Source organism: Methanolobus sp. WCC1 (assembly GCF_045690315.1).
In the GTDB taxonomy this organism is placed as follows: Archaea; Halobacteriota; Methanosarcinia; order Methanosarcinales; family Methanosarcinaceae; genus Methanolobus; species Methanolobus tindarius.
The window spans coordinates 807,468-830,389 of the sequence record NZ_CP146979.1; the positions used below are offsets into that span (position 1 = coordinate 807,468).

Annotated in this window: 20 protein-coding genes; 11 read left to right on the plus strand and 9 right to left on the minus strand. The window is 41.1% G+C overall.

Features of this window, described 5'->3' with window-relative positions; genetic code table 11:
• Positions 1–3: 3 nt before the first annotated feature.
• Positions 4–2,271 carry a DUF3160 domain-containing protein gene (locus tag V7O61_RS04105; RefSeq protein ID WP_407282640.1) on the minus strand — a complete coding sequence of 756 codons (2,268 nt, stop codon included), beginning with the start codon at positions 2,269–2,271 and terminating at the stop codon, positions 4–6.
• Positions 2,272–2,575: 304 nt separating this feature from the next.
• On the opposite strand from V7O61_RS04105, the gene V7O61_RS04110 reads away from it, so the two are divergent.
• The 6 genes from V7O61_RS04110 (at position 2,576) to V7O61_RS04135 (ending at position 8,864) form a co-directional block, all read left to right on the plus strand.
• Positions 2,576–3,307, plus strand: coding sequence for a fumarylacetoacetate hydrolase family protein (locus tag V7O61_RS04110; RefSeq protein ID WP_023844310.1), 732 nt, complete (start codon positions 2,576–2,578; stop codon positions 3,305–3,307).
• Positions 3,307–3,606, plus strand: a complete 300-nt coding sequence (locus tag V7O61_RS04115; RefSeq protein WP_023844309.1) for a hypothetical protein — start codon at positions 3,307–3,309, stop codon at positions 3,604–3,606. Before V7O61_RS04110 ends, V7O61_RS04115 begins: the two co-directional genes overlap by 1 nt.
• 162 nt (positions 3,607–3,768) lie before the next feature.
• Positions 3,769–5,478 carry a glutamate--tRNA ligase gene (locus tag V7O61_RS04120; RefSeq protein WP_407282639.1) on the plus strand — a complete coding sequence of 570 codons (1,710 nt, stop codon included), beginning with the start codon at positions 3,769–3,771 and terminating at the stop codon, positions 5,476–5,478.
• Positions 5,479–5,780: 302 nt separating this feature from the next.
• Entirely contained in the window at positions 5,781–7,442 is a 1,662-nt protein-coding gene (locus V7O61_RS04125; RefSeq protein ID WP_407282638.1) for a NosD domain-containing protein, read from the plus strand.
• Between the two features lie 83 nt (positions 7,443–7,525).
• A complete protein-coding gene (locus V7O61_RS04130; RefSeq protein ID WP_407282637.1) occupies positions 7,526–8,494 on the plus strand; it encodes a YbgA family protein in 969 nt (322 codons plus the stop codon).
• 97 nt (positions 8,495–8,591) lie between these two features.
• Positions 8,592–8,864 carry a hypothetical protein gene (locus V7O61_RS04135; protein WP_023844305.1) on the plus strand — a complete coding sequence of 91 codons (273 nt, stop codon included), beginning with the start codon at positions 8,592–8,594 and terminating at the stop codon, positions 8,862–8,864.
• Between the two features lie 103 nt (positions 8,865–8,967).
• On the opposite strand, the gene V7O61_RS04140 is transcribed toward V7O61_RS04135, so the two are convergent.
• On the minus strand, positions 8,968–9,558 hold the full coding sequence (locus tag V7O61_RS04140) for a 30S ribosomal protein S3ae (protein WP_407282636.1): 591 nt from the start codon (positions 9,556–9,558) through the stop codon (positions 8,968–8,970).
• A 329-nt stretch (positions 9,559–9,887) separates the two neighbouring features.
• Between V7O61_RS04140 and thiM the strand changes: the two genes are divergently transcribed.
• From thiM to V7O61_RS04155, 3 genes are all read left to right on the plus strand, one after another.
• A complete protein-coding gene (gene thiM / locus V7O61_RS04145) occupies positions 9,888–10,673 on the plus strand; it encodes a hydroxyethylthiazole kinase (RefSeq protein ID WP_288068111.1) in 786 nt (261 codons plus the stop codon).
• Between the two features lie 5 nt (positions 10,674–10,678).
• Positions 10,679–11,323 (plus strand): thiamine phosphate synthase, encoded by a 645-nt coding sequence (gene thiE / locus V7O61_RS04150; RefSeq protein ID WP_288068112.1) that lies wholly within the window; start codon positions 10,679–10,681, stop codon positions 11,321–11,323.
• Between the two features lie 200 nt (positions 11,324–11,523).
• A complete protein-coding gene (locus V7O61_RS04155; protein WP_288068114.1) occupies positions 11,524–12,015 on the plus strand; it encodes a hypothetical protein in 492 nt (163 codons plus the stop codon).
• Positions 12,016–12,076: 61 nt separating this feature from the next.
• On the opposite strand, the gene V7O61_RS04160 is transcribed toward V7O61_RS04155, so the two are convergent.
• Positions 12,077–13,585 carry a serine--tRNA ligase gene (locus tag V7O61_RS04160; RefSeq protein ID WP_407283424.1) on the minus strand — a complete coding sequence of 503 codons (1,509 nt, stop codon included), beginning with the start codon at positions 13,583–13,585 and terminating at the stop codon, positions 12,077–12,079.
• Between the two features lie 269 nt (positions 13,586–13,854).
• Between V7O61_RS04160 and V7O61_RS04165 the strand changes: the two genes are divergently transcribed.
• Together V7O61_RS04165 and V7O61_RS04170 are read left to right on the plus strand one after the other, a co-directional pair.
• Positions 13,855–14,784: a ketopantoate reductase family protein gene (locus V7O61_RS04165; protein ID WP_407282635.1), complete on the plus strand. Its 930-nt coding sequence runs from the start codon at positions 13,855–13,857 to the stop codon at positions 14,782–14,784.
• 33 nt (positions 14,785–14,817) lie between these two features.
• Positions 14,818–15,387 carry a uracil-DNA glycosylase family protein gene (locus V7O61_RS04170; RefSeq protein ID WP_407282634.1) on the plus strand — a complete coding sequence of 190 codons (570 nt, stop codon included), beginning with the start codon at positions 14,818–14,820 and terminating at the stop codon, positions 15,385–15,387.
• A 299-nt stretch (positions 15,388–15,686) separates the two neighbouring features.
• Here V7O61_RS04170 and V7O61_RS04175 read toward each other — a convergent pair whose 3' ends face one another.
• From V7O61_RS04175 to glmU (V7O61_RS04200), 6 genes are read right to left on the minus strand one after another with little or no spacing between them, the layout of a single operon-like run.
• Positions 15,687–15,920: a KEOPS complex subunit Pcc1 gene (locus tag V7O61_RS04175; protein WP_407282633.1), complete on the minus strand. Its 234-nt coding sequence runs from the start codon at positions 15,918–15,920 to the stop codon at positions 15,687–15,689.
• A complete protein-coding gene (locus V7O61_RS04180) occupies positions 15,917–17,257 on the minus strand; it encodes a DHH family phosphoesterase (RefSeq protein ID WP_407282632.1) in 1,341 nt (446 codons plus the stop codon). Before V7O61_RS04180 ends, V7O61_RS04175 begins: the two co-directional genes overlap by 4 nt.
• 31 nt (positions 17,258–17,288) lie before the next feature.
• On the minus strand, positions 17,289–18,497 hold the full coding sequence (gene glmU, locus V7O61_RS04185; protein WP_288068121.1) for a bifunctional sugar-1-phosphate nucleotidylyltransferase/acetyltransferase: 1,209 nt from the start codon (positions 18,495–18,497) through the stop codon (positions 17,289–17,291).
• Positions 18,494–19,795, minus strand: a complete 1,302-nt coding sequence (gene glmM, locus V7O61_RS04190; RefSeq protein WP_288068122.1) for a phosphoglucosamine mutase — start codon at positions 19,793–19,795, stop codon at positions 18,494–18,496. The genes glmU (V7O61_RS04185) and glmM overlap by 4 nt, the downstream gene beginning before the upstream one ends.
• 27 nt (positions 19,796–19,822) lie before the next feature.
• Complete coding sequence (gene glmS / locus V7O61_RS04195; protein ID WP_288068123.1) at positions 19,823–21,652, minus strand: glutamine--fructose-6-phosphate transaminase (isomerizing); 1,830 nt, start codon at positions 21,650–21,652, stop codon at positions 19,823–19,825.
• A 15-nt stretch (positions 21,653–21,667) separates the two neighbouring features.
• On the minus strand, positions 21,668–22,882 hold the full coding sequence (gene glmU, locus V7O61_RS04200) for a bifunctional sugar-1-phosphate nucleotidylyltransferase/acetyltransferase (RefSeq protein ID WP_407282631.1): 1,215 nt from the start codon (positions 22,880–22,882) through the stop codon (positions 21,668–21,670).
• Positions 22,883–22,922: the final 40 nt, after the last annotated feature.

The following is a 22,922-nucleotide window of genomic DNA, read 5'->3' on the forward strand; positions in this document are numbered from 1 at the left end:
AGACTATACAGAAAAAGAGCTCGTACACTCTGCTTTTGAAGGGGGAGAGTTTTCAAGTATCTCTCTCCATGACTCATCAGTAAGTCTCTCAGACATCGGATACTCAAACTCATAATATGTCATTACAGGACCAGCACCCATGAGAATCCTGCCATCGGGTAACTTATAGGCCACGACTACCATATCCACATATCCTACACCTTCTTCCAGCACATTGCCTGAATCTGAGTCAGTATGCACGTCTGCCACGATTGTGGTCTTCTGGTGTTCTTTTTCAACACCAACCATCACATTTTCAAGCTCTTGCCCAAACGATTCAATAAAATCATAGTCTTCCTCAGAGAGCTCTTCATTCTGCAATTCCTTTTCTGAGATCTTCACCAGTCTTTCAAGTACGTCTTCCAGGTTTTCCAGGCGAATGATGGAGTAGGCATCAAGAACTCCCATTTCCTCCAGATCGCTATTTGTCATTCGTGTAAGGGCAAGTAACCTGTTGTAGAATTCCGGTGCAGGCTCGACATAACCCACAACTCTTTTCGTCTCTGGCCCGGGAGGAGGGCTTGATCTTGTCTCATAGCTCTGTTTAGCATAGAGTATCGTATCATGCCGAAGTTCTGTCCATGATGCCATACTTGTTGTGAGTTGCTTATCCTGCCATGCTTCTGTTTGCATGAAAGTTGGATACCCTGTACCGTAATCCTTCATAAGAGGTTGCAGTGTATAGAGATGAGACCAATACAGGTTCTTTGCCCAGTCCGAATCATTGAAAGCATTGAATTCGGTCTCGAGTTTCTCGTACTGTTCTGTGTATCCGGGCTTTGAAGTGTCTCCCTGTGCTTCAAGATATTCGTAAGCTCTTTCCGAACCAAGAAGTGCCATTACATCAAGGCTTTTCGGCATGAACCTGTCATCTACGGCAGGATATACAAGATTCTGGAACATATAGGAATCCGGTGTGAATCTCTGGCCCATAAACCTGAATCCTTCTGTGTCTTCAAGTAACCTGTCTAGTTCTTCAGGGCCAGTCCCCTCAATTATTACATTCCCAGTGCCGCCATATATTTCGGGACTTTGGTATATCGCAAGTTCTGCCTTTAATGCTTCAACATCAAGGTCTTCTATTGTTCCGTTTCCTCCCATTACAGAATTAAGGGCTTCTATGTACTCATATGGGCCCAGGTCATCTGAAAAACCAACATAGAATGCGGTTACTGTGTAAATCTTTTCCCAGCTTTCCATAAGTTGCGCTTCGTTTTCCAGATGAGAAGCTATAAGGCTGGCACTCCGTGTCTGTATCCTGGCATCCCGGTCAGGATCTGCAGACTCTATCAGGTCACCCTTAAGCAACATGCTCATACGGCCGTGCCACATGACTGCCTTGAAATAGTTTTTAAGCTTTTCCGAGTAGGTGTAGTGTCCTCGTGGGACATACTGGGAATAATCTTCCTGATAGTTGAATATGGGTGAGAGAGCAAATCCTTCATGTCCCTCTATGAGTGTGAGTTCTGTTTCCACTTCCTCCTTCACATCATAAGGGATTTCAAATGTGTACTCTCTGGCTTCTTCAGGACTAAGCTTTCCATCTCCTGAGAATAAGGCCTCTTCTTCATCGACTGCAAGTTGTTCAACGTCAGGCTCAAGTAGACTCAGCGCCACTGCAAAATACGCCATATTCCTTCTGGCCGCTTCTTTTGTTTCTCCTGTTGACGTTTCATAATCCTCTATGGATTTCTGGAGCAGTTCGTTGTCTATTTCCCATATGGTATTGTAGAACTCATTTTCCTCTATACGTCGCAGTGTTCCATCGAACTGGATATGATATAAATGCAGCAGGGAGTCTGAGGTTATGAATATGGGGATGTCCTTGTCTTCAAGTGTTCCGTACATGTCAGTGATAATCTCTTCTTCCGGGTCGAAGGGATTTTCCATAACTACAAAACCATTTTTCTGAATTTTTTTAATAGCATTCTCATCGAGGGATACATGTGAGATGAATTCATCGTAATTCGCTATGTCCTGTGTATCAAGCGGAAATTTGTATTGTGCTGCCTGAAGTTCAACATCAAGCGGTTCAAGATGGTAGTATTGTCCGAAGGATATTTCCCTACTTCCAGATTTATCAATAGTCACTTCTTTGGTTGACAGCATTGATACACTATCTATAGTTTCTTTTGTATTGTTAGGCGTACTGGAATTATCAATACATCCTCCAGTGAACAAAAAGAGTAAAACGGTTGCCAGTGTGAGAAACTTGGTGGATTTTGATTGCATGTTTTCTTTTCCGTTTGTAATTTGTGAACAGAAGATGAAATATAAATTGTTATTAGATTATTTAACAATTATTAGAATTTAATATATATCATATACTATTGTACGTTATATTTAAAAAAATTGTATGAATATATATTACATTTTCTTAAGTCCAGTTACACTTATTGTAAGGATCACTGAAAATTTGCTGATGTCAATTCAGCTTCAAATCTGCTGGTTTGTTTAAATATTATGCTCAGACCTCTGCTCCCACGTAATTTCAATACTCATCCTTATCTAGAATGAAAACAAAACAGTTCCACTAATGTTTGGACGATTCAGGTATAACGGTAATGTATTTTACGGAGAAGTTAATGGAAATAAAGTCACTTCCATGGAAGGCTCTTTTATGGAGTGCGAACTCTCCGAACTGGAAATACTTCCACCTTCAAATCCATCAAAGATTGTATGTGTGGGTTTGAATTATCACGACCATGCTACCGAACTTGGTATGTCTGTCCCTGAAGAGCCGATTTTATTTATAAAACCACCTTCAGCTATTATCGGGAATCACGGAAAGATAATGTACCCGAAAATAAGCACACATGTAGATTATGAAGCAGAACTTGCTGTTGTTATAGGAAAAAGATGCAGGAATATAACTTACGACAGGGCTTACGATGTAATTGCAGGCTTTACCTGTTTTAACGATGTGACCGCCCGTGATCTGCAGAAGAAAGACGGACAATGGACAAGGTCTAAGAGTTTCGATACATTTGCGCCGGTGGGCCCTTTTGTAGTACCTGTTGATGATTTTGACCCTGAGAATGCTACTATTGTAAGTCGTGTAAATGGCGAGGTAAAACAGGACTCTAACATCAGCAACCTGATATTTGATGTTCCTTATCTGCTGGAATTCATTTCAGGAGTTATGACTCTGGAGGTTGGTGATATTATTGCAACAGGAACTCCTCCCGGGGTAGGTGAAATTCATCCGGGAGATGTTGTTGAAGTGGAAATTGAAGGAATAGGAATTTTGGTCAACGAGGTTGCATAATGCTATTCGATCAGGTTAACAAAGAGCTGGAACTTTCTCAACGTCATTTGGAAGTTTTAAAAGTAGTTGTTGAAAGAGGACCAATCGGTATACTCAAACTTGCAGAGGAAACCGGAATGCCAACACATAAAGTGCGCTATTCTTTGCGTGTGCTTGAACAGGAACAACTGATTAAACCCTCATCTCACGGTGCGGTTGCAGGAGATTCAGTTAAGGATTTCCTTTCTGATTTTGAACAGAACATCAATGAACTTATTGATAAAGCTGAAGCAGTAAAAAAGATAGGTACTTCTTTTTAAATGAAATTAACAGGTCAGCTTTATCTGACCATATATTTTAAGTTCAGTTCTTATAATTCACTCTACTATATTGATAGTTGCAGTCCCGAAGCGATTCGGGTTCATGAAACTTAATAATAGTTGATATTTAACGCTCACATTTGAGTTTCCCGGAGATCTATAATGACTTTAACTGACGACGATAAAAAAACCATAGAGAAATATGCATTGCAGAATGCTGTAAAATACGGCCAGGCACCACAGATAGGTGCAGTTATGGGTCGTGTAATGGGCGAATGTGCTCACCTGCGTCCAATGGCAAAGGAAGTCGGACCTGTTATACAGGAAGTTCTTGCAGAAGTTGCCAAGGAAACTCCAGAAGATTGGCAGGCACGTCTTGAAGCTATTGCTCCTGAACTCATAGAGGAGCTCAATACAAAGAAGGAACCTGATAAGGGTCTTAAGGCACTTGATGTTGAAGAGGGACAGCAGGTCGTTATGCGTTTTGCACCAAATCCCAATGGTCCGCCAACTCTTGGAAGTACCCGTGGTATCGTTGTCAATTCAGAATACGTGAAGAAATATGGTGGTAAGTTCATCATACGTTTCGATGACACTGACCCTCAGACAAAGCGCCCGATGATGGAAGCTTACGACTGGTATGTAGATGACTGTAAATGGCTCGGTGCTGACCCTGATGAGGTAGTCATTGCGTCCGACAGGATTCCAATGTATTATGACTATGCCAGAAAACTCATTGAGATGGGAAAAGCATATGTCTGTTTCTGTGACGGTGCAGATTTCAAGAAATTCAAGGATGCAAAGGAAGCATGTCCTCACAGGGATCTAAGTCCGCAAGAGAACCTCATGCATTGGGATAAGATGCTTGCCGGGGAGTATGAGGAGAAATCTGCTGTCCTTCGTATAAAGACTGATATAACTCACAAAGACCCTGCTCTTCGTGATTTTGGAGCATTCAGGATCGTTAAGGTTCCTCACCCACGTCCGGAAGTCGACGATAAGTACTGTGTCTGGCCTCTTCTTGATTTCGAAGGTGCTATTGAAGACCATGAACTTGGCATGACTCATATCATCAGGGGTAAGGACCTGATGGACAGTGAGAAACGCCAGACATATATCTACAATTATCTAGGCTGGGAATATCCGAAAACAACTCACTGGGGTCGTGTGAAGATGCACGAGTTCGGTAAATTTAGTACCAGTGCATTGCGTAAGTCTATTGAAGATGGTGAGTACTCTGGTTGGGACGACCCACGTCTTCCAACACTCCGTGCAATGCGCAGGAGAGGTATTCTTCCTGAAGCTATTCGCAAGTTCTTCATTGAAATGGGTGTCGGAGAAACTGATGTCAGCATCAGTATGGACACACTTTATGCAGAGAACCGCAAGCTTGTTGACCCAATTGCAAACAGGTATTTCTTTGTATGGGATCCGGTTGAAATAGAAATCACAGATACAGAACCATGCACAGTGAATCCTTCACTACATCCAACAGAAGACAGAGGATGCCGTGAGATAGAAGTTGCTGATAAGGTGTATATCTGCAGTGAGGATACTGAAAAACTTCAGGTCGGTTCAAAACTCAGACTTAAGGACCTTTTTAATGTGGAGATAACTTCCACAGAACCTCTGCAGGCAAAGCATATCGGAGATTCAATCGAGTCCGTGAAAAAGGAAAAGATGAGAATCATCCACTGGGCTCCAATGGATGGTGTTACTGTAAAAGTAATGTCACCTGACGGAGAGTTTATCGGTATCGGTGAAAAGCAAGTTACAACAGAACTTGATAAGATAGTCCAGTTTGAAAGATTCGGGTTCTGCCGTATCGATTCTGTTGACGATGAAGTTGTAGCTTATTACACACATAAGTGAAAGGATTCTAAAATCCTTTCTTATTTTTCTTTTTTCTTAATCGTCAGCTTGCAACTCTGTTTTGTTATTTCCTCATTATGATGAACTTTTCATATTCGCAAGTTAACGGCGTAAATAAAGAAATGTTTATATAATTGTGCATGGTTGCACATCTAGGCTGAATTTCTTTTTAAAAAAACAGCTTTAGATTATCCAATTGGTTGGAGGTAATCTTGGTGGTATATAATAAACAACAAAAAACAAACACTCTTTGCAATAATTTACAAAAATCAGTAGCGACGCTTTTTATTTTTGGAATATTCATGGCAGTATTCGTAAGCTCCGCTTCTGCAGCGACACTAACGGTTGGCTCAGGTGAAACATACACATCAATCAGTTCTGCGGCAACAGCCGTATCATCTGGTGATACCATTCTTGTTAAACCCGGTATTTATTCGGAAATCGTCGATCTTCAATATAAGACAGATGTCATAATAATGTCTGAATCAGCTAATCAAGTTGATACGATGGTAGCTGGTTTCGATGCAAATTATGCACGTAATGTGACTATCACAGGCTTTAATATCAATGGGACACTTCTCGGAGGTTCTTATGGTATTTATTCCTATGAAGGACGCAACTTAACCATAGAGAAGAATACTATCAGTGGATATCTTACTGGTAATGGCATAATAATAAAGAATGCAAACTATAACTTGTTCGCTGATAATACTATCACAAATAACAAATACGGTGTCTATATTGATTCAAGCTACTACGGTACTTCTTCTTATAATACTATTACAGGAAACAATATTTCCTTCAATACCGATTACGGAATAGTTTTTAATGATATGTATATATCAAACAATCTTTTCTACAACAATTATTTGATGAACAGATACAATCATTTCTCAGCAAGTGCTGTAAGTATCTGGAACACAACTAGAAGTCCAGGTGTCAACATTATCGGAGGTTCATATATGGGTGGTAACTACTGGGGCAGACCTGATGGAACAGGCTTCAGTCAGACACATATAGATGCTGATGCTGATGGTATCTGTGATGAAGCTTATGTTTATGGTGCAGATGTAGATTATTTCCCTCTTGGAGGTTTTGCACCTATAGGTGATGTTTCCGGCTTGGATGAATCTGCTGTTGGGACTGAATGGATAGTATGGAACTGGACCAATCCTTCTGATTCAATGTTCAATCATAGTATGGTATATCTGGATGGTGTTTTTCTTACCAATACCAGTGAAGAGTCTTTCAATGCAACAGGACTTTCAGATTCAACAAAATATGAAATAGGAATAAAAACAGTTGATGTACTTGGAAATGTTAAACCTATTTGGGTCAATGACACTGCCACAACACTTGATGGTACTGCACCTGCGTCCGTAATCGGTCTTAATGAATCAGAGACTGGATATACATGGATAAACTGGAGCTGGACTAATCCTGCAGATCTTGATTTCAACCACAGCATAGTATACATTGACGGTACTATCTCAGGAATTACTTCTACTGAGTCATTCAATGCAACTGGACTTGTTCAGGATACGGTCTATGAGATAGTCATCATGACTGTGGATACTTCAGGTAATATCAACTCAACTTCAGTAAAAGATACTGCAAAGACTGACTTGCAGATAGTAACCCCAGTTACAACTTCTACCGGAAGCAGCAGTAAAAAATCATCTGGTGGCAGTACTGGTACTTCTCTGAGAATTATTTCTCCGGAAGAAACCTCTGAAGACGAAACAGTTGATAAGCAGAATGCTGGAGTTGCTGATCTTGAGGAAACTCCTTTACAATCTACTCCTGAAGAACCATCAGATGTTGGGAATGAAGGTGCAGAGACAGGTTCTACAGCAGGTTCACTGGTTGAAAAAACAGAAAGTAACAGTACTCCTGGATTTAGCATTTTAGTTGGTATGGTTTGTATGCTATCAATAGTATTAATTCACAGGAGAAAGGATTGATTTTCAATCCTTTTCATTTAATTTCATTTTTATTACTGAGTTTATCCAAAAAGTCTTTTTTCCAGTTTACTGTTTTACTTAATATGGAATCTCATCCCAAATGCAGTTTTTCACGCCCTATAATTGTTATTAGCAGATGTCTTGGTTTTGATAACTGTCGCTATGATGGGCAAATAGTTTCATTTCCTTTAGCAGAAGCCATGAAACCATTTGTTGAACTTATTGATGTGTGTCCTGAGTATGATATCGGACTTGGGATTCCCAGAGAACCTATACTCATAGTTGAAGATACCGAAGCTGATGTCAGTAACAGGAAACTGATACAACCGGCAACAGGAATTGATTTGACTGATAAGATGACATCATTTTCAAGGTTCTACCTTGAAAAACTGGATGATTTTGATGGTTTCATACTCAAATCTAAATCACCTTCATGCGGAATTGGTACTACTAAAGTATTTCCTGATACTGAGACTGAAGAGTACACTCATCATGAAGGGAACGGATTCTTTGCAGAAACAGTAGTTCATAGGTACCCGGAAATTCCTGTCATAGATGAGGAACAATTTAAAGACCCGATGAAGAGGGACCATTTTCTTACGCAGGTATTTGTTCTGGCATCTTTCAGGGATGCATCCGTTTCATGCAAACATCATTCACTGGTGCAGTTTCATACTGCAAACAAGTTGCTTTTCATGGCTTATGAAAAGCGTACAATGACAGCGATGGGAAATATTATAGCTAACAGGGATAATCTCCCGGTTGAGAAAGTGTATGAGGATTACAGTAAACTTTTGACGCAGATTATCTCAGAGACTCCTCAAAGTGGTCATGTTATCAATGCTTTAATGCATTCATTCGGTTATTTTTCACGACATTTAAGTGCCGGTGAAAAGTTCTGGTTCATGCAGCAATTACAAAAGCTAAGGACAGATGGATCTTTGATATTCGAATTAAGGCAATGGTTCATGGTAATGGCAGAAAAATATGATGTTGAATATCTTTCAAAACAGACACTTTTCTGTCCGTATCCACCGGAATTATCTGTTTAGTTTTCATGAATTGTAAAAATGATGAATATCTCAACGCACACTTATCAGTATCAGATACTTTCATATCGTTTGAATTTCCATATTGTATTGTCGGTACATGTCACGTGGGGAATCTAAAGGAGATGCTATTGTGGAAGACAATAATGATATTGAACTGGCAGATATTCAGGAATCTGATGAAGATGAAAATTTGATAGAAGTTTGTCCTGTATGTGGCAGTCCGGAACTCTATTATGAAGCAGGTGGGACTGAAGGTCTTTACCACTGCAAGTATTGTGGTTACATAGGTGCCTTTGTTATCGATGCCAATCCAAGGATGATGAAGCTGATACGTGACGAGTACGAAAGTAAAGCACGTATTTCTGAATAAAATGAAGCTAAAAAGCTACGCTTCCGAGGCGCAATTAATTAAAAAAGTATGTAACAGGTGGCTTTAACCACCTATTGTTTTTAGCTTTAAATTAGATTTATGTTTAAACTTTTGCAGGGACAGTTTTTACTTCTGTCTTCCTGATTTCCACCCTTCTAAGTGGGTAGATGGACTTTGCGTTCCTGTAGATGTTTGCGGAAAGCTTGCCCATGATTGCTTCTTCGATAAACTGCTCGAAGTTAAGCTCTGCTGCACGTTCCAGTACGATCTTAGCCATTACTTCTCTGATGCCTTTGATCTGGCTGGTTCTTGCTCTCTTTACAGTGAAGCATATTGGCTTTACTCTGATGACGTATCCGTCCTTTGTCTTAACATCAAGGTTTGCATCGATTCTTGAGGTCTGACGCTTTACAATTGAGCGAAGGTAATCTGTTGTAATCTCGTGACCGAGGAATCTTGTGTTTGCAATGTCACCGCTGACATTGTTGATCTCGAGTCTGAGCTTTGTGTTATGCTTTGTGAAATCGTTAGCAATCTCGCCGACTGTGGTCTCAACGACACGACCGATGAGCTGTTCAGGCTCTTCTGCAGGTGTAACACCAATGTTTGTCCTGCTGATGAATTCCGGTGTTTCTACGTTGTACCATGTCTTTGACTTCCATTTGTCTAACTTTCTCTGCACTTTCCTTGCCAAGTAATAATTCCTCCAGATGAGTGTGATTTAATGATATAAATTCAATGAATATTTGTAATCTGTAATTGTTCAACGAGCTGTCATAGATAATTATGAAATAATGTATGCACTGATAAATTGGCTTTCTATAGTATGCATATCCATATATAAACAAATCGGTTGATTGTTTTTCCAGACTTCATACATACTATTGTATCCTGATCAGACAGGATTATCCGCAAGGTGATCCGGTGCTTACAAAAAGTATTTTATGAATTAATACTTCTCTTAGTCAATCACAATTGCAAAAATCTCACTTGATTTTCAACTACAAAAAGAGGACATCAGATATGAATCTTCCACTCAAAACAATCAGGGATACAAAACCACTGGTTCATCACATCACAAACTGGGTAACTATATATGACTGTGCCAATATGACAAGGGCTTTTGGTGCACTTCCTGTTATGGCCCATGCGCAGGAAGAAGCTGCAGAGATGACAGGCATTGCATCTTCACTCGTTCTTAACATCGGAACTCTCACAACAGAATTGATCGATGCAATGATCATAGCAGCAACCGCTGCAAACAAGAAGAACATACCTGTAGTTCTTGATGCCGTAGGTGTTGGTGCTACATCTTTCCGTGATGAAATGGCAGCAAAGATACTTGATTCAGTTCGTGTTGATATCATCAAAGGCAACTACTCTGAAATTGCAAAACTCGCAGGCGAGAATGCCCAGACAAGAGGTGTTGAAGCAACATCTATAGATGCTGACCCAAAGCAGGTTGCAAAGGATTTTGCAACTGCAAGATCCTGTGTTGTTGTAATGACAGGTGCAGAAGACATTATAAGTGACGGACAAACTACTTTCGTGGTAAAGAACGGTCACGAGTCAATGGGAATGATAGTAGGTACCGGATGCATGGCTGCATCGGTTATCGGCTCGTTTGCCGCTGTCAATGAAAACTACTGTGATGCTGCAAAGGATGCACTCTGCTATTTCGGAATTGCCGGAGAGCTTGCAGCCGTAAACTCAAACGGTCCGGGTACATTCAAGACATACTTCTATGATGAGGTATTCAACCTTTCAGACGAAAAAGCGCAGTCCATGATGAACTTTGAAGAGTGCTGAAACCGATGACCCATAAAAGAGCATTGCTGGATGAAATTGATTTCTACCTTGTGACAGATTCCGGTCTGTCCAAAAAAGGTACACTCTCTGATGTGGAAAAAGCTGTTGCTGCAGGATGCAGGATCATACAGTATCGTGAAAAGTCCATCAGTACAAAGGATATGATACTTGAAGCAGCACAGATCAAGACACTATGTGGCAACGAATCAATTTTCCTTGTGAATGACCGCGTTGATGTTGCTTTAGCTGTCGATGCTGATGGTGTACATATTGGACAGGATGACATGCCAATTGATACTGCAAGAGAACTTCTCGGACCAGACAAAATAATCGGTCTTACTGTTCATAATATAGAGGAAGCTCTTGAAGCACAAAGAATGGGTGCTGACTATGTGGGTCTCAGTCCAATTTTCAATACTTCTACTAAAAAAGATGCCGGAAACGGTATTGGTCCTGAAAGTATCCGTCCTGTAAAAGATACTGTCAATATTCCTATTGTTGCTATAGGTGGTATCAATAAGCAGAATAGTGAAAGTGTGATACTTGGTGGTGCTGATAGTCTGGTTGCTATTTCCGCTGTTGTTTGCAGTGATGATGTGGAACGGGAAACCAGGGAATTCATTGACCTGATACAACAAATCAAATATTGATTTAGATGCCGGATTTATCTGGAATTACTGATCTAATTTCCTCTACTATTATTATCTACTGCATTGTATGCTGTGATGATACATAGTATAGAACCACCTATATTTTGATTTTGAAATAAATGGATAAAAATTCCGCAGACAACAATTCTATATAGTTGTATATTTATAAATTTATACTACTTACTATATGGGGAATTATTTTGCCAGCGATCAACGATAAAGTGACACTTGAAAAAATGCTTCAGCGCATGTACTGGATAGAAGCAGAAATGGAGCAACTTGGCACCTGGGAAGCACGTATTGAAATGATGGATGAGAATGTCGCTGCACTTGAGACATTATCTCATGATTCTGACAGACATGGGGAAATTATGAAAAAGTGGCTTATTAAGGGAAATATCCCTATCCCGGAAGAAACACCACACGGTCTTCCTAAGCATGTATTTGATTTTGGTGGTTGTTCAACTCAGGAAATGTTCAAGACTATAATGAAATATGAAATACTTGCAATGAATGCCTACAAAGATATGAAGAATACCAATCCTGACGTGTTAAATCAGGTATTTTCAACTGAAGATGATGTGAATGAATTCCTTACTGATATAGAACAACTGATCAAAGATGAGGAAATGCATGCAGGCATCTGTGAAAAACAGGTTGGCGGTTATACAACAATAATGTATGGAAAATGATACGTTCTGAAAAATCAAATGAGAGTTCATTCCCTCATTAAACATGAAATAAAAAAGAAAATCAGAGGAATTTAATTCCTCTTGGAATTTCTCCTACCTTTTTCCTGAATTCCTCAGGCCAGTTCTCAGGGTCAATTCCCTTCTGTGCAAAGAAAGCGGAAGCCCATCTTTCAAGTCCCACACCGGAACATCCTGACCAGAGTTCCTCACCGGACTGGCACTTGACATTAAATCCTGACGGATATTTGTTTCCGTTGACGCTGACATTCTGGAATTCCAGCCATTCAGCATCCTCACCACGGTAAGGAAGTACAGCTTCATAATCTGTTGTACCTGCTTCAGTCTGCTCGGAAACACCGGTAAGTCCTTCCTGTGCCATAAACCATGGAGTCACCCATGCCTTTCTCCATTCAAGATCAAGGATCTCGTTGAAAATGTACATGTACTTTTCATGGAGTTCATTTGCAGTCTTGATAACCTGTTCCTTGTTTCCTACCCAGAGAATCTCGATTCTGTGGAACTCATCAACACGTTCCATACCATGGATTCCGCCACTCTCATACCTGTGTGAGGTTCCTGACCTGTCGAAAACCTTTATCGGGAACTCGTCGGTTGGTACAGTCTCACCCTGCAGGTATGTCCAGAAAGGAGGACACTGGGCATAGCACATTCCGCCGATAGGGTCTCCAATCTTCTCCTTGATAAGTGAAGTTGGAACTTCAAGGGTTACCTTGTAATGATCAATAACCTCTTCCCAGAACTCAGGATCCCTTGTCTTTGGAGGACAGACATAGTAAATCTCAGGATAGACACCTTTTGCATGTCCTGATTTCTGCCAGACTTCCCATGGTACAAGTTTCGGGAAGATCATTTCCCTGTAGCCAAGGGGCTCGAGAAGTTCCTCAAGAACTATTCTCTCAAAAGTCCTGAACATCCTTGTAGACTGCGGACCATGTATCCACTGTCCCCTGCTGGCACCTCTTTTAAGCCATCCGGCTTCCATCATAGCCTTTGTAGGATCTTCGTTGAATTTGTGGTCTTTTTTCTCGCTCTGCCAGAGGATATTCCAGTGTTCTGTCTTTCCACCGTAGGACTGCTGCTCGATCTTGTCTTCCATGAGGGAGAGGATCCTGTCAGGCACACGGTTAGACATCGCAGATTCATCAACATCAAGAACTAACTTGATAATTCCATCTGTATATGTCATTTCAGTAACATAAGGAATCTTCATTGGAGGTAGTTCTTTTTCAGAAGGAACTTCAATTGTGAATGACTCTACCTCAACTCCACGGATACCAATCTTGAACTCTTTTCCAAGTTTTCCTGCAAGAGGTTTTCTCATACGGAGCAGTGCATCGTGGACACGTACATGTCTGCCGGATTCAATAATGAGTTTAATCCTGTCTCCCTCTACTTTCCATCCTGTGACTTTTGCACCCTGTCCTTCCGGTGCACCCTTGGTAAGAATACTGTGATTAGCTTCATGGATATATGCATCAACAACTTCTGCAACCTGAGTCGCATTGGCACTTGTCTTAAGTGCACACTCCAGCCTGAACTTAAAGTCGATTGCTATTCCTGCACCTTCCGGTTTATCTGCCGGACAGCATTCATCTCTTTTCTTTGCTTCCATAGATTTCCATTCCTCTGTATGATTGCGATTGGGAAAATAAAGCAGCTATAACTGCTTTTTGTGAATTATGATTATTGATTTGCAGCCCTCAGGCTACTTTATGCAAGATGTATCTTTTGCTAATTAAGAGCTTCTCTTAATTGGTTCCTCTCCAAGAGTTATTCTTTTAACGGAAAAAAACATCTAAGGCAAAAAAGAGGTGCTCTATGAAAGTCCTGATATTAGGTGCAGGAGCAGTGGGTCTTACCCTTGCTGCAAAATTATCTTCTGTTTGTGATGTACATGCAGTATGCCGCCAGAGACATGCTGATAAGATTAATTCTGATGGTTTTAAAATGACAGGCATTTGGGGTGAAGCTACCTGTAAATTCAGTTGTTCAGAAGATGCTCCAAAAGATGATTACGATTATATTTTCATTTCCTCGAAGTCCACTGCAACTGAATCTATCTGTGAGCAGTTTGCAGATGTCATTAAAGGCAGGGAAGTTATCAGCATGCAGAATGGTATTGGCAACGAGGAGATTATTGCCAGATACACCGATAAGGTAATCGGAGGCACCATAATCACCGGTTTTGAATGGGCAGGAGATGCACAGATACATGTGTCTGTGGAAACCGGACCAATGAATCTAGGAAGATTTCCTTCAGGACTCGATGAAAGTGTAATTCGGCTAGTAGAACTGGTAAAGAGTGCAGGCATTCAGGTTAGCGGTTCAGAGAATATCATGAGTTCTGTCTGGTCAAAAGTCCTGTACAATTCAGCCCTCAATCCCCTTGGTGCGGTCATGGGAGTTCCATACGGTAAGCTTGAAAACTCACACGCATGGACTATTATCGAAAACATTGTTCATGAGGCTTTCAAGGTCACTGAAGCCGAAGGTGTTGTTCTTCCATGGAAAACAGCAGAAGAATACCTAACTTTCCTCCATGATTTCCAGCTCCCGAATACTGCAGAGCACCATTCATCCATGTATCAGGATATCACTTCCGGCAGGAAGACCGAGATTGATTTCCTCAACGGTGCAATAGTCTCAAGGGCAAAGAAACTCGGAATTGATGCACCATACAATACGTTTATTTCAGAGCAGATACGCTTCATGGAAGCATTGCAGGCAGAAAAACTGCAAAAAACATAAAAGATTGAAAACTAAGGTCGGAACAGTGATTATATGGCAGTCAGGTCAGTAAGTAAACTTGTGGAACTGGGATTTGAGGCTGTTGAAAAAGAAATACTTGAATGTACAGACTGCCAGCTTCATGAAACCGTAACTAACAAAGTAATCAGTAAAGGCTCCCGAACCCCGAGGGTTGTTTTTGTTGGTGAGGCACCCGGAAAGAATGAAGATGAAACCGGTGTCCCATTCTGCGGAAGGGCAGGCAAGAACCTTGACGGCATGATCGAGTACATGGGACTTTCAGGCGATGAATATGCTGTTATAAACACTATCAAATGCCGCCCTCCAAAAAACCGCAATCCTCTTAAAAGTGAAATCAAAGCCTGCAAACCATTTCTTGAAGCACAAATTCAATTGCTAAATCCTAAAGTTATTATTCTGCTGGGAAACACAGCAGAAAAGGCATTTTGTGATGGTGAAAAACTAGAATGGGGAGTTCCTAGAGCAGTAGATGGGAAATATACTCTTCTGAAAATATATCATCCTGCAGCACTCATCTACCAGCGTTCAAGGATTGAGGAACAGAATACGCTCATTGATAATAACAGGTACCTGTGGGAATAGGGATAAAAAGACAAAAAAGCTCTTTGGGAATCCTGTTAATCTGAGTGACAGCACATTGCGAATCCGCTGCACGGAAGATAATTAAAAGACGATTGTATTCATACAAGAATTCTACAGAACTCATATGAAAAAATACAAGTGTTTGCAGATTATTTTGTTTTTTATTGTGGGAAAACGCCGGCTTCGCCGGACCCTTCGGGATCAAACAAGTTATTCATAATTTACGATTAATTAGTTTACAACCCGCCTTTAAGTTTTAATAGCAGGATTTTTACAGAGCCAAAAAAGAGAAAGGAAGCTCACTCTTCAAGATTTTCAGCTATTTCTTCCGCCAGCTTTGCATTCATCATTAAATCATCAACAGTGGCGATAAGTGAAGTTATCTTTTCTGTTGAAATATGAATGCACACACTGTCATCCTTGATTTCAGTATGCATATTTGTCAGGTTATCAGGAGCCAGTGAATTTGCAATTCTCTTAGCTACCTGCATGGCACCTTCATCTTTGAATTCAATAGTTGTAGTAATTTTCATTCAGTCTGCTCCTGCTTTGGGAGTTGTTCTGCAACTATCTCGTCAACCTTAGCAATGAACTGCTCAGCAGTTCCCGGTGGAATTGATGCACCGGATGCAACATTGTGTCCACCGCCTTCGCCACCAACTGAATTTGCAGCCTCACGGAGTGCAAATGAGAGGTCAAGTCCTTTTTCCACAAGTGCACGGGTGCCCCTTGCGGAAACTTTTACAAGCTCATCAACCTGATTTACTGCAACAAAAGGCATATCGGGATTTACATACCTGACAAAAGTACTGGCAATCATGCCTGTAGACTCCATGTCGGTGCCTATCAGGTAACCGATACTTGTTCCTTCTTTGACCATGTCCATGCCTTTTTTGATATTCTCCACAATGGATATCTGGTGAGAGATTGCCATATCCCTTGCTTCTTCCAGATGGGTTTTGTCTTTCAGGCATATGGAAAGTCCCATGCCATATTTTTCAGCCTTGCCACAGGTATTGAGAATTGCAACAAGGTCGTAAACATTGGAAACCATCTCATTATTCAATATGTAAACATCACCGATTGCAGCATCCACAGCTTCAGGACTTGCATTCTTTGCAAGTTTTAATGCAACAGCTGAAGTGAGTGCTTTTGTCTGGTCAGGATTAAGGTCTTCGATATTTCCCTCAATTCCAAGGAAATCCAGGAACTCAGCTATCTTCTCACTGTCACCGGTTATATCAAGATAAGGTTCAGGCGTGTATTCAAGCACTTTAGCAATTTCTCCATCACCGATTTTCAGTCCTTTTTTGATTGAAACAACTTCAGCATTCACAGCCTCTTCAAGAATGTGGCCGTTAAGGGTGCTGAAAATCTGCTTATCACCCACAGCACCTGCAATGGCAAGTCCTGAGAGGTCAACATTTGCAGGTTCCATCTCCATTGCCACAAAAAAAGTGACTCCTGATCCGGATATATGCATAGCACCGTCTATTCCCACAATATGCGGGTTTACCAGTACTTTAGCAGGAGATTCTCCAACAGGAACGTGGTGGTCAAGTACAATAATATCCTGTTTAATTTCGGAGATTATATCTGACTGACCGCTACCCATATCACAGAAAATCACAAGGTCATCATCTGCTGTAGTCTCCTTTACCATTTCAACTACAGACTTATCGAGACGTGGCACAATGGATGTATGAAAACGGCTATCCTGTCTTAAAAGAGCCTGGCAGATAATACCGGCTGATGTCAGCCCATCGGCATCATTATGGGAAATCACACGTACGTGCTCGTATTTTTCAATTACATCTGCCGCTTCACGTGCCAGTTCTTTGAGTTTTTGCATCTCAATATTTAAGTTCATCCGAATCTCCGAATAAAGATAGCAACGAGCCTTAATTAGTTTTTCTTCTGTACATAAGAACTTCACCGGGCATGGTTGAACTTCCGGCTTCCATTACAGTACCGATATTGATACTGGAATTAATACCTGTATGCACATCATCACCCATAATTACACCAAGCTTTCTCCTTCCGGTGTCAACAACCTCGCCTTTGACAACTGACTTTACATTCTTGTTATCATGCCTTAGATTCGCAACCTTTGTCCCGGCACCGAAATTACAGTTAGTTCCTATCACACTGTCCCCTACATAACTTAGGTGGCCGACATTTGTGCCATCCATAATCACAGTGTTCTTTATCTCTACTGCATTTCCAATACGGACATCATTACCAATTGCAGTTGAAGCTCTGATAAAGCAGTTTGGCCCAATATCGCAATCATCGCCTATAATTACAGGACCCATGATGTATGCACCGTTTCTGATAATTGTGTTTTTACCAACCTTTACATTACCATGGAGAGTTGCATAGGGTTCGACTGTTCCTTCACAGGTATTATCGATATTCTCAAGCAGAACTTTGTTGGCATCCAGAATATCCCATGGCCTGCCAATGTCAATCCACTCAGTTTCCAGAACTTCATAGCCAACATTAAGACCATCATCAATCATCATCTGCAGAGAATCCGTAATTTCATATTCTCCCCTTGACGATTTACCGGTTTTATCAATGTAATCGAAAATAGCTTCATGGAAAAGGTATATTCCTGCATTTGCAAGATTTGTAGGCGGGTTTTTAGGTTTCTCAATAATCCGTGTTACTTTATCCTCATCGGTTTCGATTACTCCGAACTGAGAAGGATTTTCCACTTTCTTAACACTGATAATGGCATCTTCTGTTCTTGATACAAGGTGAGCTATATGTTCAGTGCTGACAAGCATGTCACCGTTAAGAACAATAAAATGACCATTCACAAAAACCTTTGCACAACCAATGGCGTTTGCCGTTCCAAGCTGCTCTTCCTGGCGCACGTATTCAACACTGATTCCAAGGTGGCTGCCATCTTTGAAATAATCCTTAATAGCATCTTCACGATAGCCTGTAACGATAAGGAACTCTTTTACTCCTGCCTCGATTGCCGCATTGATGGTATGTTCCATCATTGGCTTGTTAGCGATTGGAAGCATCACTTTTGGTTTTGATGCAGTGAGAGGTCTCATACGTGTGCCTTCACCGGCAGCCAGAATCACTACTTTCATTTGAGGCACTCCTTTACTATATTCTCAACCTTAGCATGCAGCTTTTCAACATTCTTTCTGGCTTCTGCTGTGACCCTTATCTTTGCCTCGGTTCCTGATGGCCTGACAAGCACCCAGCCGCCTTCCATATCAACCCTGATACCATCAATGCTGGAAACTTCACCCATGCTTTCTAGTTTTGAACTGACAGCCTGCATTACAGCAGATTTCTTATCATTGTCACATGCAACCGTGCTTCTGAGTGTAGGATATTTTGGAAGTTCATCCCGCAGTCCTGAGAGTTTCTTCTCTTTCACAATGTCAACAAGCAGGGCTGCTGCATAAATTCCATCCGGGCAGTAGGAAATCCTTGGGAAAATCCAGCTTCCTGAAGGCTCCCCTCCAAAATCAGCTTTCAGTTTCTTCATTTCCTCGGCAACATAAACGTCTCCAACCCTTGTGTGAACAACAGTGGAACCGGGCATGGAATCATCAACTATCATTGATGTATCAACAGGAACCACTATCATGGGGTCCCCTTTACACTCAAAGCGTGCAAAGATTGCAAGCATCTCATCACCGGAAAGGAAGTCACCATTTTCATCAACAGCCATCATTCTGTCAGCATCACCATCATGGGCAATACCCAGTGATGCATCGAATTCCTTTACTGCTTTTTTAAGCATCCAGAGATTATCCTCTTTTGGCTCGGGGTTACGTGCAGGGAAATGACCGTCAAGCTGGGAATTTAGTGTGATGACCTCGCATCCCATCTCACGTAAAAGGAAAGGTGTAATTGTTCCACCTGCACCGCCTCCACAATCAATAACAACACGAATCGGTGCACCTGTGGAGTGGCTAAGTATCATATCCATGTGGTCCCTTACAGCATTTCCGTATGTGGTGATTTCACCCACCATATTCCAGGGAACATAAATAAAATCTTCTTTTTCGATAATATTCTCTATCTCTTCCTGCTGGGCTGAATCAAATGCCATCCCATCAGGATTCCATAACTTGATTCCAACATCTGTTGCAGGGTTGTGCGATGCGGTTATCATTACACCGCAATCATAATTTCTTGCTGCATATGCAAGTGTAGGAGTTGTCACAAGACCAACCCTTGTAACATCACAACCTGCAGACATCAGACCGGAGATTACTGCAAGCTCAATCATCTCACCTGCCACCCTTGGATCCCTGCCGATAACAGCATTCTTTTTTGATTTTCCAAGAGCCATTCCAACTTTCAGTGCCAGGTCTACGGTAACTTCTACATTTGCAAGTCCGCGGATACCTGAAGAACCAAATAACTTCATTTGCTATCCTCTCTAAAAATAAAATGATTATTCTACGGTCACACTCTTTGCAAGGTTCCTTGGCTTGTCAATGGAACAGTCCTTTGCAAGTGCTGTATAATATGAAAGCAACTGCAATGCTACTGATGAGAGTACAGGTGACAGTAGTTCATGTGCAGGTGGCACGCGTATCACTTCATCCACATACTTTTCAATTTCTGTATCATCGTCATCTGCTACTGCAATGACTGTCGCATTACGTGCTTTTACTTCCTTGATATTACTCAGTATCTTCTCGTAGGTGTGTCCTTTTGTGGCTATTGCCACAACCGGGGTCTCATCTGTGATTAAAGCCAGTGGACCATGTTTAAGTTCACCTGCTGCATAACCTTCAGCGTGTATGTATGATATTTCCTTCAGCTTCAATGCACCTTCCAGAGCTACAGGGAAATTCAGGTAACGACCAATGAAGAAGTAATCTCTCTTATCTGCAAACTGCACAGCACATTCGTTAATCGTATTCTTCCTGCTGAGCACTTTCTGTATCTGGCCGGGGAGCTTCTTTATACCAACAATAAGGTCTTTTGCCTCGTTGGCACTGATAACTCCTCTTGTTCTCCCAAGGTTTATAGCAAGCATATAAAGTGCCATAAGCTGGGCTGTGAATGTCTTTGTTGCTGCCACACCAATCTCGGGCCCGGCTCTGGTATAGAGCACACTGTCCGATTCCCTTGTGATTGTACTTCCAACTACATTTGTAATTGCGATACTGCGGCATCCGTAAGATGCTGAACTTCTGACTGCTGCAAGAGTATCGGCTGTCTCACCTGACTGGGTGATTGCAATTGTAAGTTCCTCTCCGCAAAGAACCGGATTACTGTACCTGAACTCTGATGCAGTTTCAACATCAGTATGCAAACCTGCAAGTTTCTCAAAAAGGTATTTTCCGAGAATGCCGGCATTCCATGAAGTTCCACAGGCTATTATAGTAGCCCTTCTGAGCCTTTTAACCTCCTCGGGTTTAAGATATATTTCTTCAAGCGTAACAGTTCCTTCAAGTTCAGAAAGCTTACCTGCAAATGTGTTTTGTATGGAAGTTGGCTGTTCGTGAATCTCTTTGAGCATAAAGTGTTCGTAACCTGCCTTCTCTGCAGCTTCAAGGTCCCATTCGATTGTTTCTGTGTCTCTTGAAACTGAGTTTCCTTCAAGGTCATATATCTCAATTGAATCTGGTCTTAGAAGACCAATTTCATTATCATTTATGAAAATGACTTCTTTTGTATACTTCAAAAACGCTGTAACATCAGATGCTGCATAGTGGCTTCCATTTCCAATTCCGATTACAAGTGGGCTGTCCTTTCTGGCAAAGGCAATTATTCCAGGTTCATTATTGCAAAGTGCAGCAATGGCATATGACCCGTCAAGTTCCTTTATGGTTTTAGCCAGTCCGTCCAGAAGGCACATTTCGCTATCACAGCTCATGTTGAAATGTAAAAGATGTGCAATAACCTCTGTGTCGGTGTCTGACTTGAACTCATATCCCTGCTCTATCAGCCTTTCCTTGAGTTCCAGGTAATTCTCAATTATGCCGTTGTGAACAACTGATATATCTGATGAATTATGAGGGTGGGCATTTCTTGTTTCCGGTTTTCCGTGTGTGGCCCATCTTGTATGTCCGATTCCCACATTTCCTGATACATTTTCAGGGATTGCCCCTTCAAGATCCTTTATTCTGCCTGCTATCTTATATGTCTCAAGTTTTTCATTGAAAACAGTTACACCGGCTGAGTCGTATCCTCTGTATTCCAGCATCTTAAGTGATTCAAGCAATATGGGTACTGCCTGCTCATTCCCGATATATCCAACTATTCCGCACATTTTTCTCACCTCTGTCTACTTTAAAAGTGCATTTGTTGGTACATCCTCTGAAATCGTTTTTCCGGAACTGATACGACAGTTAGATGAAACCATCTTTCCGGCATGTACAAGTACATTCCCACCAATATCAGTGTCATCTCCAATAACAGTTCCAAGCTTTTCAGCTTCATGAAGCTCATTTCCAAGAATAATGTGAAGTTCTTCACCTTCTTCTGTGATGAAGTTAGGACCTGTTGTAACATTGCTTCCTACAACAGAATTCGATATGTTGCTGTGTGTGCTTACCCTGGTATCGTTCATTAGTATACTGTTTTTGATATATGAGAATGAAGCAATAGATACATTGTTCCCAACACTTGTCGAAGGTAAAATTACAACATTTGGACCAATATCGCAGTTGTCACCAATAACCACAGGTCCCACAATATATGATCCTGCCCTGATGGTTGTGTTTCTTCCAACAGAAACACTTCCTTTTATGCTGACGCAATCTTCTATTTTTGCTTTTGAAAGGTCAGTTTCAAAGTCTCCGAGAATAATTGTGTTTGCCTCAAGCAGGTTCCATGAATAAGCTGCATCAAGCCACTCTGCATTTGTTATTGCTGTCGTCACAGGTATTCCTTCGTCGATCATCATTTGAAGGGTATCTGTAATTGCATATTCGCCGGTTGTTGATACGGTTGTCCTTTCTATCATTTCGAAGATATCTTTTTTGAAAAGATAAATACCAGTGTTAATAAGATGACTTATGAGCGTCTTTGGCTTTTCGATAATCTCAATAACATTTTTTCCTTTGGCAACTATTACTCCATAACCACTGACATTGTCCTTTTTGCAGGTGAGTAGTGTTGCGTCCCCCTCTTCTCCATTAATCAGATCTGCAATGGCATCAGGTCCGATTATATTGTCTCCATTCACGACAACAAACTTTTCCTCATTTCCTATCAGATTACGTGCCTGAAGAATTGCATGTGCTGTTCCTATCTGCGCTTTTTGTTCTACGTACTCTATTTTCACACCAAAATTTATTCCGTCTTCAAAATAATCCATGATACGCTCTTTCTTGTAACCGACAACAAGAATGATCTCTTTTATGTCATTCTTTACAAGAGCGTTGATAATATGTTCAAGAATTGGTTTGTTTGCCACTGGAAGCATTACTTTTGATCTTGTGAGCGTGAGAGGCCGGCATCTTTTTCCTTCACCGGCTGCAAGTATGACAGCTTTCATGGCATATAATGCTCTTTAAAACAATTTATAAGTTACCTTT